The organism is Neptunicoccus cionae (assembly GCF_014643735.1).
Taxonomy (GTDB): domain Bacteria; phylum Pseudomonadota; class Alphaproteobacteria; order Rhodobacterales; family Rhodobacteraceae; genus Amylibacter; species Amylibacter cionae.
On the sequence record NZ_BMKA01000021.1, the window covers coordinates 1 to 1,115 of the forward strand.

1 protein-coding gene is annotated in these 1,115 nt (G+C 54.6%); it reads right to left on the reverse strand.

The features are described from left to right. Positions 1-45: 45 nt before the first annotated feature. Positions 46-1,053, reverse strand: a complete 1,008-nt coding sequence (locus IEX10_RS19840) for an IS30 family transposase (RefSeq protein ID WP_188679036.1) — start codon at positions 1,051-1,053, stop codon at positions 46-48. Positions 1,054-1,115: the final 62 nt, after the last annotated feature.

Below are 1,115 nucleotides of genomic sequence, written 5' to 3' on the forward strand. Positions count from 1 at the left end.
TGTGAGTTCCATTCCGATTGCATCGGTTTGCGTGGGCAGGATACTTCATCTTCGCTCCAATTTCATCAGCTCATCTCTGAAGGCCTCAGCTGGCGTTCGATAGCCCAGACATTTGCGCGGTGTGGCGTTAAGACGGTCGCAAATCGACTTCATATATCGATTTGGGAGCGACAGCAGAGCGGTATCTCGCGGCAGGTATCGGCGGACCCGCTTGTTCATGTTCTCGACCGAGCCTTTCTGCCATGGAGCCTGCGGGTCGCAGAACCAAGATTTGGTGCCCATGCCTTTGTGTAATTCACGCCAGGATGTGAACTCAAAGCCACGATCAAAAGTGATGCTGCGGCGCGCATTTGCGGGCAGGGGTGACATCTCATTGATCAGCTTGTTCATCAGCGGTCGCGACTTCCGGTCGTTGTTCCTGAGCAGGAGGGTGTATCGGGTCTTGCGCTCGATCAGGGTGGCGACGTTGGCGTTACCCTGAGCACGCTCGAAGATCATCAGATCGCCTTCCCAGTTGCCGAACTGGCTGCGGTCGTTGATCTCGTCTGGGCGGTTATGGATGCTTGTTTCTAAAGGGAATACACGGTCACGGGCTTTACGGGCATATCGAGGCTTACGCTTCTTCTGGCGCTCCGGCAGATACCGGTCCAGTTCCTGAGATTGGCCGCTGTCAGAATAGACATATTGATAGATTGTCTCGTGGCAAATCCTGTACGGCGCGCGCGGTTCGATCCTGAGCCGCCCTGCAATCTGCTCCGGCGACCAACCGGTCTTTAGCTTGCCGATCACTTCATTGCGCAAATCCTCGTGCTGCTCCAGCTTGCGGCGCTTCACGTAACGGCGATCTGCTAGCGTCTGCGCTGTCAGATGCCAGTAACCGTCAGCCTGCGGAACTTCATCGTCATGCCACCAGTTGCGCTTGATCTCGCGGTGGATCGTTGAACGATCACGGCCAAGCACCTCAGCGATCTTCGTCTTCGTGGCTTTCGTCTGAAGCATCGTCGCTAAGATTCTGCGTTCATCTATGTTCAATTTGCGGTAGGGTCGTCTCATCACAACCTCCTGATCTGCATCAGAAATTTATCTAGTGATGCAATCCAAAATGGAATGTGCCC

Bases quoted from the DNA above. Each gene is read 5' to 3' on its own strand.
- IEX10_RS19840 (WP_188679036.1), bottom strand. From the start codon at position 1,053: ATGAGACGACCCTACCGCAAATTGAACATAGATGAACGCAGAATCTTA.